The 13,926-nt window shown below is 69.7% G+C and carries 13 protein-coding genes; 8 read left to right on the top strand and 5 right to left on the bottom strand.

All coding sequences use genetic code 11. The annotated features are described in order from the left end of the window. The first annotated feature begins 143 nt into the window (after positions 1–143). The 3 genes from CQ393_RS16465 to CQ393_RS16455 all read left to right on the top strand — a co-directional run bounded on the left by CQ393_RS16465 (position 144) and on the right by CQ393_RS16455 (position 2,938). Entirely contained in the window at positions 144–914 is a 771-nt protein-coding gene (locus tag CQ393_RS16465; RefSeq protein WP_153193130.1) for an SDR family NAD(P)-dependent oxidoreductase, read from the top strand. A gap of 67 nt (positions 915–981) precedes the next feature. Further along, positions 982–1,548: an elongation factor P-like protein YeiP gene (gene yeiP / locus CQ393_RS16460; protein ID WP_153193128.1), complete on the top strand. Its 567-nt coding sequence runs from the start codon at positions 982–984 to the stop codon at positions 1,546–1,548. 223 nt (positions 1,549–1,771) lie between these two features. Beyond that, the gene (locus CQ393_RS16455) at positions 1,772–2,938 is read left to right on the top strand and encodes an OprD family outer membrane porin (RefSeq protein ID WP_194269700.1); all 1,167 of its coding nucleotides are present in this window, start codon (positions 1,772–1,774) and stop codon (positions 2,936–2,938) included. 188 nt (positions 2,939–3,126) lie between these two features. On the opposite strand, the gene CQ393_RS16450 is transcribed toward CQ393_RS16455, so the two are convergent. The 4 genes from CQ393_RS16450 to CQ393_RS16435 all read right to left on the bottom strand — a co-directional run bounded on the left by CQ393_RS16450 (position 3,127) and on the right by CQ393_RS16435 (position 6,957). After that, a complete protein-coding gene (locus CQ393_RS16450) occupies positions 3,127–3,393 on the bottom strand; it encodes a DUF2249 domain-containing protein (protein ID WP_153193125.1) in 267 nt (88 codons plus the stop codon). Between the two features lie 94 nt (positions 3,394–3,487). Beyond that, positions 3,488–5,221: a DUF4105 domain-containing protein gene (locus CQ393_RS16445; protein WP_153193123.1), complete on the bottom strand. Its 1,734-nt coding sequence runs from the start codon at positions 5,219–5,221 to the stop codon at positions 3,488–3,490. After that, positions 5,221–5,520: a DUF2388 domain-containing protein gene (locus CQ393_RS16440; RefSeq protein WP_153193121.1), complete on the bottom strand. Its 300-nt coding sequence runs from the start codon at positions 5,518–5,520 to the stop codon at positions 5,221–5,223. The genes CQ393_RS16445 and CQ393_RS16440 overlap by 1 nt, the downstream gene beginning before the upstream one ends. Positions 5,521–5,568: 48 nt before the next feature. Beyond that, on the bottom strand, positions 5,569–6,957 hold the full coding sequence (locus tag CQ393_RS16435; RefSeq protein ID WP_153193119.1) for an FAD-binding oxidoreductase: 1,389 nt from the start codon (positions 6,955–6,957) through the stop codon (positions 5,569–5,571). A 197-nt stretch (positions 6,958–7,154) separates the two neighbouring features. Here CQ393_RS16435 and serA point away from each other — a divergent pair, with 197 nt between their 5' ends. Beyond that, positions 7,155–8,396 (top strand): phosphoglycerate dehydrogenase, encoded by a 1,242-nt coding sequence (serA, locus tag CQ393_RS16430; protein ID WP_153193117.1) that lies wholly within the window; start codon positions 7,155–7,157, stop codon positions 8,394–8,396. Between the two features lie 126 nt (positions 8,397–8,522). Here serA and CQ393_RS16425 read toward each other — a convergent pair whose 3' ends face one another. After that, positions 8,523–9,080: an NUDIX hydrolase gene (locus CQ393_RS16425; protein ID WP_153193115.1), complete on the bottom strand. Its 558-nt coding sequence runs from the start codon at positions 9,078–9,080 to the stop codon at positions 8,523–8,525. A 182-nt stretch (positions 9,081–9,262) separates the two neighbouring features. Between CQ393_RS16425 and CQ393_RS16420 the strand changes: the two genes are divergently transcribed. The 4 genes from CQ393_RS16420 to CQ393_RS16405 all read left to right on the top strand — a co-directional run bounded on the left by CQ393_RS16420 (position 9,263) and on the right by CQ393_RS16405 (position 13,735). Next, positions 9,263–10,741, top strand: coding sequence for an amino acid permease (locus tag CQ393_RS16420; protein ID WP_153193113.1), 1,479 nt, complete (start codon positions 9,263–9,265; stop codon positions 10,739–10,741). Positions 10,742–10,811: 70 nt separating this feature from the next. Next, positions 10,812–12,245 carry an amino acid permease gene (locus tag CQ393_RS16415; protein WP_153193111.1) on the top strand — a complete coding sequence of 478 codons (1,434 nt, stop codon included), beginning with the start codon at positions 10,812–10,814 and terminating at the stop codon, positions 12,243–12,245. 99 nt (positions 12,246–12,344) lie between these two features. Further along, positions 12,345–12,992: a methylthioribulose 1-phosphate dehydratase gene (locus tag CQ393_RS16410; RefSeq protein WP_153193109.1), complete on the top strand. Its 648-nt coding sequence runs from the start codon at positions 12,345–12,347 to the stop codon at positions 12,990–12,992. 188 nt (positions 12,993–13,180) lie between these two features. Next, positions 13,181–13,735, top strand: a complete 555-nt coding sequence (locus tag CQ393_RS16405) for an acireductone dioxygenase (RefSeq protein ID WP_153193107.1) — start codon at positions 13,181–13,183, stop codon at positions 13,733–13,735. Positions 13,736–13,926: the final 191 nt, after the last annotated feature.

Here is a 13,926-nt window from a genome sequence, read left to right as displayed (position 1 = left end):
CGGACGCTACCTGCAATGGGTTGGGCGGTGATTCTAGCCGATGCCCGTCCCCGCGCCCCGACAGTACTAACGGGCCGCCGTCCCGCTGTGGGGACGGCGGCATCGGCTAGAATCACCGCCCAACCCATTGCAGGTAGCGTCCGATGCAGCTGTCTTCCGTCCGCGCCGTCGTCACCGGCGGCGTTTCCGGCCTCGGCCTGGCCGTGGCCCGGCACCTGGTCGCCAACGGCGGCAAGGTCGCCCTGTTCGACCTCAACGAGGAGAAAGGCACCGCCGCGGTCGCCGAACTGGGCACGGACAAGGCCCGCTACTTCACCACCAACGTCACCGACGAGGCCGGCGTGGCCGCCAACCTGGCCGCCGCGCGCGAGTTCCTGGGCGGGCTGAACGTGGTGATGAACTGTGCCGGCATCCTCGGCGCCGGCCGCGTGCTTGGCCGCGAGGCGCCGATGCCGCTGTCCAACTTCCAGGCCACGGTCATGGTCAACCTGGTCGGCAGCTTCAACGTGGCCAAGGCCGCCGCCGACCTGATGCAGCACAACGAGACCGGCGTTGACGGCGAGCGCGGGGTGATCATCAACACCGCCTCGGTCGCCGCCTACGAAGGCCAGATCGGCCAGGCCGCCTACTCCGCCTCCAAGGGCGGCGTGGTCGGCATGACCCTGCCGATGGCGCGCGAGCTGTCGCGTTTCGGCATCCGCGTGATGACCATCGCCCCGGGCGTGTTCTGGACGCCGATGGTGGACGGCATGCCGGCCAACGTGCAGGAATCGCTGGCCGCCTCGATCCCGTTCCCCTCGCGCCTGGGCCAGCCGGACGACTTCGCCGCGCTGGTGGGGCACATCATCGGCAACACCTACCTCAACGGCGAGACCATCCGCCTGGATGGCGCCGTGCGCCTGGCGCCCAAGTGATCCACCCCGCGGGCGCCCACAAGGCGCCCGCTTCAATTCATCCCTTACCCCAACCGACTTTCCAAGCATGAAAGCCAGCGATATCAAGAAAGGCAACGTCGTCGAATACAACAACGGCGTCTACCAGATCCGCGACATCGAGCGCAGCTCGCCGCAGGGCCGCGGCGGCAACGTCCGCTTCCGTTTCATCATGTACAGCGTGCCGGGCGGCAACAAGCTCGACGCCAGCTTCGACGCCGACGACAACCTGCCGGAAGTCGAACTGCTGCGCCGCCAGTCCACCTTCTCGTACATGGACGGCGATGCCTTCGTGTTCATGGACGACGAGGACTACACCCCGTACACGCTGGACGCGGACGTGATCGGCGACGACGCCGGCTACATCACCGAGGGCCTGACCGGCATCTACGTGCAGGTGATCGACGACCAGCCGGTCGCCATCCAGATGCCGCAGCACGTCACCCTGGAAGTGGTGGAAACCCCGCCGGAACTGAAGGGCGGTACCGCCACCAAGCGCCCGAAGCCGGCCAAGCTGAACACCGGCATCGAGATCATGGTGCCGGAGTACATCACCAACGGCGAGCGCATCCTGGTCAACACCACCACCGGCGAGTTCGGCGGCCGCGCCGACTGACCCGGTGGACAGCGGCAGGCGACGGCGCCCCTGGGGCGCCGTCGTCGTCTGTGAAGATCGGCGGCGGCGCGCCGATAACCCGGCAGTTCCCCCTCCGCCGCGGCGGCCCGGGGCCTTCCCCTGTCCGGACCGACCGATGCGCTTCAGCCGCCCCTGCCTCCTGCCCCTCCTGCTGTTTCCCGCTGTCGCCAGCGCCGCGGAACAAGCGCAGGACCTGCGGCAGATGTTCGCCCTCGGCCAGGCCGACGGCAGCCTGCGCGGCCAGTACTACGCCACCGGCAATGCCTTCTTCGCCGACGGGGTCGACCGCGACACCTTCGCCACCGGCGGCCGGCTCGGCTTCACCAGCGCGCCGCTGCACGGCGTGTCGCTGCGCGCCAGCGCCTACCTGCAGCGCAGCCTGGTCCATGCCGGCAGCGGCCGCGACCGCGACCTGGGCCGCGATCTGACCTCGATGGGCGAAAGCTGGCTGCAATGGCAGGGCGGAAAGCTGCTGCTGCGCGCCGGCAACCAGGCCATCGACGATGTGCCCTTCACCTCCAGCTACGACTTCCGCATCGTGCCGCAGCTCTACCAGGGCGTGCGCCTGCGCTACGGCCAGGGCGGCAACCATTTCAGCGCGCTGCGCATGTTCCGCTACAAGTCGCGCATCGACGAATCGTTCGCGCGCGCCACCAACTACAACCGCCGCTTCTCGCCGCTGCACCCGGGCGTGGGCGATACCGCCAGCGACGGCTTCTGGGCCGTGGGCGGCGCCCGCCGGGCGGCATTCGGCCCGCTGGACGCCAGCGGCCAGGCCTGGATGATCCGCTACCTGGACTATGCCGACCTGTACTACGGCCAGGCCGAGCTGGCCGCCCGCGACGGCGCGCTACGCCCGTTCGCGGCCGTGCAGGTCGCCCGCCAGCACGAACAGGGCGCCGCGCTGCTGGGGCCGGTGGACAACCGCACTTACGGCCTGCGGCTCGGCGTGCGCGGCCAGCGGGCGACGGCCACGCTCAACCACAACCGCATGCCGCACCGCGCCGGTACGTTCCGCAACGGCGCGCTGGCCACGCCCTACGCCAGCTACCAGACCTCCGGACCGCTGTTCGCCCAGCCCTACCTGACCAGCACCCAGGACCTGGGCAGCGGCGATGCCTGGTCGGCCGAACTGGACGTGGCCGCGAACCAACGGCTGCGCTGGGGCGCGCGCTGGTCGTACATGGACCTGCGCCCGGCCGCCGACCAGCCGTCCATCGGCCAGCGCGAATACATGATCTTCGCCAGCTACCGCTTCGGTGGCGCGCTCAAGGGCCTGAGCGTGAGCAACTACTTCGCCGTGCAGCGCCAGCGCGGACGCAGCGCCGGCTACCGCGAGAACCGCCTGAGCGTGGCCTACGACTTCTGAGACGCGTGTCCTTCCCGCCAGCGTTTGGACGCACAAGAAGGCCGCCCCGGGCGCCGGAGGCAGTCATTCCCACACGTCGCCCGGGTACCCGCCGTGCCGATGGCCGGTCCCGGGTCGCCGCCAGCGTGGCGGCGGCGCGGATGCCGGGAAAGTACGTCGCCCCGGGGCGGCGCCGTCATGACCGGGGTTCACTCCTCCGGCAGGCCCTGGATGCCGAAGTCGATCACCACCGCGTCCGGTCCGCGCTGCAGGTAGCTGATCGACAGGTGCTCGCCGAAACGCTGGCTCAGCTGGCCCAGCAGCGGGATCGGATCGTGGTCGTTGACGAAGCGCATGGTTTCGCCGTTGCGCAGCGCGCCCAGCGCGCCGAAGATCGCCGAGTGGCGGAACCGGCGCGCCACGCCGCGGGCGTCGAAGACGTGGACATGCGGGGCGGGATCGAGGGACACATGCATCGCGGGAACTCCATCGTGGGAAACGCGGCCCATGCTAGGCCTCCCCTCCACCGCCGCCCTGACCAGGATCAAGAACGGCGCCGATGCCCGCGCCTCAGTCCGGTGCGGCGGCCAGCCGCCGCATGCGCCCGGCCAGCCGATGCACGCGTTGCCGCGTCCGCTCCAGTTCCTCGCGCTGCGCCGATGGCAAGGCCTGTGCGGCGGCTTCGTGCAGGGCCTGCCAGCGCGCCTGCCCTTCTTCGTCATGCCGGGCCAGCGCCTGCGCCAGCGCATCCAGCTCGTCGGGCTGGACGATGCCGTAGCCCGCGGCCGGCAGCAGCGACGCCGGCGCGTCGAACAGGCCGCTGAAGCGCTGCCAGTCGGCCAGGCGCGCCTGCAGTTCGGGGGCACCCGATCCCAGCTGTCGCTTCAGCTGCGCGAGCGCGCGCAGCTCGGCCCGGCGCAGCGCGGCGGTTTCCAGCACCCACCACGCCGCGGTCGCCTGCAGCGGCAGATCCGGCGCCGGTTCGCCCCGTTGGCGCGCCGTGCCCTCCAGCCAGCGCTCCAGCGGCAGCGGCGGCGCCGATCCGGCCTCTTGCAGGCCTTGCAGCAGTTGCCGGTAGTCCTCGCGCGCCGAGGCGAAGTACAGGCCGTCCTCGCTGCGCGTCGACGGCCGTTGCCGGGCGGCCAGCCCGGCGCGCTGCAGGCGCTGCAGGACGCCGCGCGGCGTGGTGGCCTGCAGGCGGCGCCGCGACGGCGTCAGCGCAAGATCGAGCAGGCGCCCGCTTTCCACCGCGCAGTTGTTGCCGATGAAGCGATAGCGCCCGTCGTAGCTCCAGTGCGCACGGGCGGCCAGGTGCAGCAGCGCATCGATCTGCGCCGGCGACAGCGCCAGCGGCCAGGCCTGCAGGTCGCGCAGTTCGATGCGGGTGTACTCGTCGATCACCTGGTCCAGCGGCAGCACGAACAGCCGCGCCGGATAGGCGCCGGTCAACCCGCGCCAGCTGGAAACCTGCACGTCGTTGACGAAGGCGCGGAAGGACAGCACCCGGTGGTAGGCCAGGTCCATCCGGCAGTGCGGGCCCGGTTCGCGGCCCGGCGCGCAGACCACCAGCCGCAGCATGGCATGGCCGAAGCGGCTCATCGCCGCCTCGCCGCTGTCGGCCAGCAGGTAATCCACCGCGTACACGCGGGCCGGGTCCAGCGTCTCCAGTTCCAGCTGCGCGGCGGCGCCGCCGGCCACCAGCAGCGGCAGCGCATCGGCGCAGGCCACCCCGGGCAACGGCGCCGGCCCGAGCTGCTTTCGATACCACGCCGCCAGCGCCGGCCGCCGGCAGCGGTACTGCGGGTCGAGCAGGTACCACTCCAGGTTGACCGCGAAGGCTTCGGCCGGGCTGTGGCGCTCGTAACCGTCCGGGCTGCGCAGGGCATAGGCGTTGGCGCCGCGCCGGTCCCAACCGGCAAGGCGGCGGAACTGCGCCTGCCGCGACCAGCCGCCGCCCTCGCCGCGGTCGAAGGCGTGGGCGATTTCATGCAGCACGGTGGCCTGCGCCAGGTCGTGCGCGGCCGGCGTGGCCGGCAGCTGCAACAGCCGTGGCGACAGCCGCAGCTCGCCGTGGCGGTGCCGGCCTGCGACATCGGCCGGAAGCTGCGGGTCGAAGCGCAGCGACAGGCGCCGCGGGTCGGCCTGCCAGCGCGCGGGCAGCCGCGACTGGACGCGGGCCAGCAGGTCGAGCGCGCGCTGCCGCTGCGCTGCATCCAGCGTCGCCGGGTCCAGCGCCAGTTCCAGCGCCCGGCCGCTGCCGCTGGCCAGCAGCAGCACGGCGGCAAGCCCCGCCCCCAGGCGCATCAGCGGGCGAGGATCGCCCGGGCCAGTTCCATGTCGCTGGCGCTGGCGGCGCCGGCATCGTGCCGGCGCAGGTGCAGCAGCGCCGCCTGCAGCCGCGCGCCGCGCAGCCGGCCGTCGCTGGCGACGAAGCCGGCGGCTTCCTCGCGCGCGGCCTGGATCACCTTGTCGTCGCCGGAAGAACTGCTCGAGCCCTTGGACGAAGCACCGGCGGAGGTGCCGGCGGTGCTGCCGGCAAAGCTGGACGCCAGCAGCGGCGCGGAGGCGGCGAGCAGGACGCAGGACAGGAACGGACGGATCATCGGCGGGCGGGAAACGTGGGACAGGAGGCGAGCGTAACCGGCCGCCGGCTACAGGTCGAACAGCTTGCCCGGATTCATCAGACCCAACGGGTCGAACGCCCGCTTGACCCCGCGCATCAGCGCGATCTCGGCCGCATCGCGGGTGCTGGACAGGTAGGGCTTCTTGACCAGGCCGATGCCGTGCTCGGCCGAGATGCTGCCGTGGAACCGGTGCAGCACCTGCGCCAGCAGCTTGGTCACCTGCTCGCACTGGCCGAGGAATTCGGCATCGGAGGTGTCCTCGGGCTTGAGCACGTTGATGTGCAGGTTGCCGTCGCCGATATGGCCGAACCAGACCACGTCGAAATGCGGGTAGGCGCCGTTGATCAGCGCCTGCGCCTCGGCCAGGAACGCCGGCATCGCCGAGATGCGCACCGACACGTCGTTCTTGTATGGCCGGTAGCGCGCCAGCGACTCGGTGATGCCCTCGCGCAGGCGCCACAGCTGCTGCGCCTGCGCCTGGCTGGCGCTGATCACCCCGTCCAGCACCCAGCCCTGCTCCATGCAGTGCTCGAAGGCGGCCAGCGCCGCGGCCTCGCCCGCCTCGTCGGCCGCGGCGTACTCGGTCACCACGTAGTACGGGTAGGTCTCGGCGAAGGGGTACTGTGCGCCGTGCGCGGTGACGTGGTGCACCGCGCGGTCGGTGAAGAACTCGAACGCCTCCAGCTGCATGCGCTCGCGGAACGCGGCGAACACCTGCATCAGCACCTCGAACGACGGCAGCGCCAGCAGCATCACGTTGGTCGCCGGCGGCGGGTCGGTGAGCTTCAGCGTCGCCTCGACCACGATGCCGAGCGTACCTTCCGAACCGATCAGCAACTGGCGGAAGTCGTAGCCGCTGGAGTTCTTGATCAGGCCCTTGTTGAGCTCGAGCAGTTCGCCGTTGCCGGCCACGACCTTGAGCCCGGCGATCCATTCTCGGGTGTTGCCGTAGCGGATCACGCGGATGCCGCCGGCATTGGTGGCGATGTTGCCGCCGATCGAACAGGAACCGCGCGCGGCGAAGTCCACCGGGTAGATCAGGCCATGCTCGCCGGCGGCGTTGTGCACGGCTTCCAGCGGCATGCCGGCCTGCACCGTCAGGGTGCGGTCGACCGCGTCGAAGTCCAGCGCCCTGTTCATGCGCTCCAGGCTCAGCACCAGCTCGCCGTCGGCGGCCACCGCGCCGCCGGACAGGCCGGTGCGGCCGCCGGACGGCACCACCGCGACGGTGTGTTCATTGGCCCAGCGCCCCACCGCCTGCACCTCCTCGACGCTGGCGGGCAACGCGATGGCCAGCGGGGCCGGCGTCCAGCGCCGGGTCCAGTCGCGCCCGTAGTGCTCCAGATCGGCCGGATCGGTCTTCAGGCGCAGCCCCGGGCAGGCGTGCAGCAGGGTATCCAGGCGCGGATCGGTCATGGCGGCGGAAGTGCTCGGCAGGGGAAACCGGAAAGCCTGCCAGCCGCGGCGCGGCGCGTCCAGCGGCCGCCAGCGGCGGCGATGGATTCAGCTGAAACCGTCGGGTTATCAAGACATTACCAGGTGTCGCAGTGCACAAGAGGCGGTCGCTTCTGGCATAGTCGGCAACTCCCTCCGCTCGCACAGCCGCCACCGCCATGTCGCCGAAGAAAACCTCGTTCCCGAAGCAGGACATCCGTGTTTTGTTGCTGGAGGGGGTCAGCCAGACGGCGGTGGAGACGTTCAGGGCGGCCGGCTACACGCAGATCGAATACCACGCCAAGGCCCTGCCGGAAGACGAGCTGAAGGCGCGCATCGCCGAGGCGCACATCGTCGGCCTGCGCTCGCGCACCCAGCTCACCGCCGAGGTGCTGGCGCACGGCAAGCGCCTGATCGCCGCCGGCTGCTTCTGCATCGGCACCAACCAGGTGGACCTGGAAGCGGCCGAACTGGCCGGCATCCCGGTGTTCAACGCGCCCTACTCCAACACCCGCTCGGTGGCCGAACTGGTGATCGCCGAGGCGATCATGCTGACCCGCGGCGTGCCGCAGAAAAACGCCGAATGCCACCGCGGCGGCTGGTCCAAGTCGGCCGCCGGCAGCCACGAGGTGCGCGGCAAGACCCTGGGCATCGTCGGCTACGGCCACATCGGCACCCAGGTCGGCGTGCTGGCCGAGGCGCTGGGCATGCAGGTGATCTTCCACGACATCGAGACCAAGCTGTCGCTGGGCAACGCGCAGCCGGCGGCCGGCCTGGACGACCTGCTCGCCCGCGCCGACATCGTCACCCTGCACGTGCCGGAAACCCCCGCCACGCAGTGGATGATCGGCGCGCCCCAGCTGGCGAAGATGAAACCCGGCGCGCACCTGATCAATGCCGCGCGCGGCACCGTGGTGGTGATCGACGCGCTCGACGCGGCGCTGCGTTCCGGGCACATCGGCGGCGCCGCGGTGGACGTGTTCCCGGTCGAGCCCAAGGGCAATGGCGACCGCTTCGAGTCGCCGCTGATCGAACACGACAACGTGATCCTGACCCCGCACGTCGGCGGCAGCACGCTGGAGGCGCAGGACAACATCGGCGTGGAAGTGGCCGCCAAGCTGGTGCGCTACAGCGACAACGGCAGCACCCTGTCGGCGGTCAACTTCCCGGAAGTGACCCTGCCCGAGCACGAACAGAGCCTGCGCCTGCTGCACATCCACCGTAACGTGCCGGGCGTGCTGTCGCGGCTCAACGAAGTGTTCTCGCGCCACAACCTCAACATCGACGGCCAGTACCTGCGCACCAACCCGAAGCTGGGCTACGTGGTCGTGGACATCACCGCCACCGAGGAACAGGCCAACGCGATCCGCGGCGAACTGGCCGCGATCGAAGGCACCCTGCGCACCCGCATCCTGTACTGAGGACGCTCGCGGCCAGGCAGCTTTCGTAGGAGCGGCTTCAGCCGCGAAGGCTTTCGGAGGCATTACCGCGAAAAGCATCGCGACTGAAGCCGTTCCTACGACAGAACGGCGACGTGTTGTCGCGCCTCAGCGCGTGACGGCCAGCCAGCGCAGCGCCATGCGCCGCAGGGATTCGTCCGCCTGCGCGTCGGCGGCAATGGCGGCGATGTCGCGCCATGCCAGGTCCAGCGATTCCTCGCCGACCTTGAAACGTTCGTCCGTACCGGCCCGCACGACGTAGCGGGCGTCGTAGTGCCAGTGGCCCGGCACCTGCCCGCGCGCGGGAATCCAGTGCCGGTCCAGGTCGAACAGCGCATGCGACTCCAGCCGCAGTCCGGGCAGGCCCGATTCCTCCTCCGCTTCGCGCAGCGCCACGGCGGCCAGGTCGCGGTCGCCGTCGGCGTGGCCACCCAGCTGCAGCCAGCGGTCCAGCTTGCGGTGATGGGTCAGCAGCACGCGCCGACCGTCGGCGCTGACCAGCCAGGCGCTGCCGGTGAAGTGGCCGGCCAGGCGCGAACGCTGGAACGGGTCGTCGCCGCCCTCGTCGAGCAGGCACACGAACCCGTCCACCACCGCCGCGTGTTCCGGCACCCGCCGCGCATAGTCCCGCAGCGCGTCGCGCAGGCTCCCATCCCGTTCGTGCATGACTGCAGGCACATCCCATCGGTCCGATCCGGCGCCCATTATCGCCGTCCATGCTGCACCTGCGCTTGTCGGTTTCCCCGGCCTTTGGCAATGTAGGCCGTTGCCGGCGGTTCAGCTTGCTTCGTCCCATGCGCCTCTCCGCTGGAGGCGTGGAATACCACCCAGGTCTGGAAAAACAGCGAATGCTCAAAACACTGTTGAGGGTCAAGCCGGTCGAGCCGGCCGCACACGTGGATGCCGGCGAACCGGTGGAAGGCAGCCTGCAGGGCGAAGCCACGCTCAAGCGCACCCTCACCGCCAGGCACCTGATCCTGCTGGGCATGGGCGCGGTGATCGGCGCCGGCATCTTCGTCATCACCGGGCAGGCGGCGGCCCACCACGCCGGCCCCGCGATCATGCTGTCGTTCGTGCTCGCCGGCCTGGCCTGCGCCTTCGCCGGCCTGTGCTATGCGGAGTTCGCGGCGATGATGCCGGTCTCCGGCAGCGCCTACTCCTACTCCTACGCCACCCTGGGCGAAGGCATGGCCTGGTTCATCGGCTGGTGCCTGGTGCTGGAGTACCTGTTCGCCTCCTCGTCGGTGGCGGTGGGCTGGTCGGCCTATTTGCTCAGCTTCCTCACCAGCACCCTGCATCTGCCCTTCCCCGACGCACTGACCGCCGCGCCGATCGCCTGGGAGAATGGCCAGTTCGTGGCCTCCGGCAAGCTGCTCAACCTGCCGGCGGTACTCATCATCGCGGTGATCTCGGGGCTGCTGTACGTCGGCGTCACCCAGTCCACGTTCGTCAACGCGGTGATCGTCGCGATCAAGGTGGCGGTGATCTGCCTGTTCGTCGGGTTCGGCGTGATGTACGTCAATCCGGAGAACTGGACGCCCTTCATCCCCGCCAACACCAGCGGCGTTTTCGGCGAATTCGGCTGGAGCGGCGTGTTCCGCGCGGCCTCCATCGTGTTCTTTGCCTACATCGGTTTCGACGCGGTTTCCACCGCTGCCGGCGAGACCAAGGACCCGCAGAAGAACATGCCGATCGGCCTGCTCGGCTCGCTGGCGGTGTGCACCATCATCTACATCGTGGTCTGCGCGGTGATGACCGGGCTCATGCACTACAGCAAGCTCGGCACCGACAAGCCGGTGGCCACCGCGCTGGAGGCCTACGCCAACCTGGCGTGGCTGAAGACCTGGGTGGAGATCGGCGCCATCGCCGGCCTGTCCTCGGTGGTGCTGGTGATGATGATGGGCCAGACCCGCATCGCCTACACCATTTCCCGCGATGGCCTGCTGCCGCCGGTGTTCGGCAAGGTGCATCCGAAGTACCGCACGCCGCACCTGAGCACGGTGATCGTCGGCGCGGTCGCCGCCGCGCTGGCCGGGCTGGTGCCGCTGAACGTGCTCGGCGAACTGGTCGCGATGGGCACGCTGCTGGCTTTTGCCACCGTCTGCGTCGGCGTGCTGATCCTGCGCCGCACCCGTCCCGAGATGCCGCGCGCCTTCCGCGTGCCGGCGGTGTGGCTCGTCGCGCCGCTGGGCGCGGTGATCTGCCTGGCGCTGTTCGCGATGGCCTTCGCCGCGCACTGGCTGGTGTTCGTGCTGTGGAACGTGCTGGGCGTGGCCATCTACCTCGGCTACGGCATGCGCCACAGCAAGCTGAACAAGAACGCCTGACCTCCTCCGACCGGCGCCCAAGGGCGCCGGTTTCATTGCGCGCTGCGCGCCGACTTTCCGAAGACCGACCATGTTCAAGCAACTGTGGGCCACCAAACATCCGCACGCCGCCCACGAGGAAGCCAACGGCCTGAGCCTGCGCCGCACCCTGGGCCCCTGGGGCCTGACCGCGCTGGGCATCGGCGCGGTGATCGGCGGCGGCATCTTCGTCATCACCGGCCAGGCCGCGGCCAACCACGCCGGCCCGGCGATCATGCTGTCCTTCGTCCTGGCCGCGGTGTGCTGCGCGTTCTGCGCCATGGCCTACGCCGAGTTCGCGGCGATGGTGCCGGTCTCCGGCAGCGCCTACACCTATACCTACGCCACCTTCGGCGAGCTGTCGGCCTGGTTCATCGGCTGGATGCTGGTGCTCGAGTACGGCGTGTCCGCCTCGGCGGTGGCGGTGAGCTGGACCGGCTATTTCCTGAGCCTGCTCAGCCATTTCGACATCCACCTGCCGGCGGCGCTGGTCAACGCGCCGCTGGACGAGAAGCTGCGCCCCACCGGCGCCATCGCCAACCTGCCGGCGGCCGGCCTGGTGCTGCTGCTGACCTGGCTCTGCTATGTGGGTATCCGCAAGTCCTCGGCGATGAACATGGCCATGGTCCTGCTCAAGACCGGGCTGATCGTGCTGGTGATCTTCGCCGGCTGGAAATACGTGGACCCGGGCAACTGGACCCCGTTCATCCCCGCCAACGAAGGCCCGGGCAAGTACGGCTTCGAAGGCGTGCTGCGCGGCGCGGCGATGGTGTTCTTCGCCTACATCGGCTTCGAGGCGGTGTCGGTGGCGGCGCAGGAATCGCACAAGCCGCAGCGCGACATGCCCATCGGCATGCTGCTGTCGCTGGTGGTGTGCACCGTGCTGTACATCGCCATGGCCGCGGTGATGACCGGCCTGGTGCCGTACAAGCTGCTCGGCACCGCCGAGCCGGTAGTGACCGCGGTGGCCGCGCATCCGCAGCTGGGCTGGCTGCGCATCATCGTCGAGGTGGGCGCGCTGATCGGCCTGTCCTCGGTGGTGCTGGTGATGATCATCGGCCAGCCGCGCATCTTCATGATCATGGGCCGCGACGGCCTGCTGCCGCCGGTGTTCACCCGCATCCACCCCAAGTACCGCACCCCGCACATCAACACCGTCATCACCGGCATCGGCATCGCCCTGCTGGCGGCGCTGTTCCCGCTGGACATCCTCGGCGAGCTGACCTCGATGGGCACGCTGATCGCCTTCGCCGCGGTCTGCGCCGGCGTGCTGGTGCTGCGCCGTACCCACCCGGAACTGCCGCGCCCGTTCCGCATGCCCGCCGCCTGGCTGTTTTGCAGCCTCGGCGTGCTCAGCTGCATCGCCCTGCTCACCGCGATGACCCTGCACAACTGGATGCTGATGGGCCTGTGGACGCTGACCGGCTTCATCATCTACTTCACCTACAGCTACCGCCACAGCAAGCTGCGGCAACAGGGCCGGTGAGGCAACGGGCAGGTGCCGGCCGCCGGCCGGCACCGCTCCACACCCGGCCGGCGGCCGGACGCTACACACCGGTTGCACGCACCTCGTAGAATTGCGGGCATGAACGCCCCCTCTGCTCCCTACGACGCCCAGCGCCTGAGCGAACTGGCCCAGCTGCTGATCGACAACGTGCGCGAACTGGCGCGCGCCGGCTGGACGCCGGCCACCAGCAGCAACTTCTCGCACCGCCTGGACGAACGCCACGCGGCGATCACCGTGTCCGGCAAGGACAAGGGGCGGCTGGTCGAGACCGACATCATGGTCGTGGACTTCGACGGCAAGGCCGTGGGCCGTCCGCTGCGCCCCTCGGCCGAAACCCTGCTGCACACCCAGCTCTACGCGCGCTTCCCGGAAGTGGACTGCGTGCTGCATACGCACTCGCCGGTGCAGACCATCGCCTCGCGCCTGTACGGCGGCGACGGCCACATCCGCCTGGAGGGCTACGAACTGCTCAAGGCGCTGCACGGCAATTCCACCCACGAGACCGCGGTGGACCTGAAGGTGTTTCCCAACACCCAGGACATGGACGTGCTCGCCGCGCAGGTGGAAGCCGAACTGGACAAGGGCCCGATGTGGGGCTACCTGATCGACGGCCACGGCCTGTACGCCTGGGGTCGCGACATGGCCGAGGCGCGCCGCCATCTGGAAGCCTTCGAGTTCCTGCTCCACTGCGAGCTGGAGTTGCGCCGGCTGCGCACCCCGGCCTGACCGCCGCATCACCCCGTAGGAGCGACTTCAGTCGCGATGGGGCTTGCAAGCAGTTGCTTCCGTGGCGGCCTGGCTCCTGTGCAGATGCCCAATGGGAATGCCCCATCGCGACTGAAGTCGCTCCTACCGGCGCAATGGCGCGCCCATGCCTGCTACCCTTTTCGTCCCCCACGCCTCGAGCCGCCGCCATGAGCCGACTGCGCATCTTCAACGACACCGATCCCGCCACGCCGCTGCTGGACAGCCGCGACGGCGGGGTCATCAGCGCCGAGCTGAAGAAGATCGGCGTCACCTTCGAGCGCTGGCAGGCGAAACATCCGGTCGCGCCGGGCGCCAGCCAGGAAGAGGTATTCGCCGCCTACCGCGAGGACATCGACCGCCTGGTGGCCACGCACGGTTTCAAGAGCGTGGACGTGGCCTCGATCGCGCCGGACAATCCCAACCGCGCCGAGATCCGCCTGAAATTCCTCGACGAGCATTACCACAAGGAGGACGAAGTGCGTTTCTTCGTCGCCGGCTCGGGCCTGTTCACCCTGCACGTGGACGGCAAGGTCTACGAGGTGGAATGCGTCAAGGACGACCTGATCTCGGTACCGGACGGCACCACCCACTGGTTCGACATGGGCGCCGAGCCGAGTTTCGTGGCGATCCGCTTCTTCACCGAGCCGGACGGCTGGGTCGGCCACTTCACCGGCACCGACATCGCCCGGCAGTTTCCTCGCTACGAACCCGGCATCGCGTAATGCCTGAAGCCCCTCTCCCTTCGGGGTGAGAGGGACAGTTTGCGAACCACCGGTTCGCTGCCCCACAAACGCCGTTGCGCCAGCGCAAGGGCCGGGGCGCGAAGCGGGGGTTCGGGTGAAGGCATGGCGAAGGCAAAAACGCAGCGAACGCGTGTGGTGTTCCGACTCCGCCTGCCCCCCCCACCGCTCCA

The organism is Stenotrophomonas sp. MYb238, from assembly GCF_009496535.1.
Lineage (GTDB): Bacteria > Pseudomonadota > Gammaproteobacteria > Xanthomonadales > Xanthomonadaceae > Stenotrophomonas.
The sequence above is the reverse complement of the archived record's forward strand: the minus strand, read 5'-3'. Positions and strand labels throughout refer to the sequence as shown.